Origin of the sequence: Psychrobacter sp. CAL346-MNA-CIBAN-0220 (assembly GCF_040309805.1) — a bacterium.
In the GTDB taxonomy this organism is placed as follows: domain Bacteria; phylum Pseudomonadota; class Gammaproteobacteria; order Pseudomonadales; family Moraxellaceae; genus Psychrobacter.
The window spans coordinates 1-263 of the sequence record NZ_JBEOPF010000391.1; the positions used below are offsets into that span (position 1 = coordinate 1).

A 263-nucleotide genomic window follows, 5' to 3' on the forward strand; every position below is an offset into this window, starting at 1 on the left:
GTGCTATTCACCCAATGATCAGCACCGCAAAAGACATGGCACAAGAAAAGCTTGAAGTTATTCGTGCTGCGTCACTGGCTAAAATGCAAACATCACTAAGTGAAGAGCAGCAACGATTAGTTGCTCTTAAGCAAATTAACCCTAATATTCGCCAAGAAGAAATTACCTTCTACGATAAGCAACGCACAGATTTGACTACCTACATTGAAAAAACCCAGTTAAAACTAGATGCGATACGCTTGATTGTGGTTTCGCACTAACGC

The 263-nt window shown here is 41.1% G+C and carries 1 protein-coding gene; it reads left to right on the forward strand.

Features of this window, described 5'->3' with window-relative positions; translation table 11 throughout:
• Positions 1–260, forward strand: a 260-nt coding sequence (locus AAEY88_RS14090) for a hypothetical protein (protein ID WP_350563381.1), incomplete at its 5' end; no start/stop codon positions are given.
• Positions 261–263: the final 3 nt, after the last annotated feature.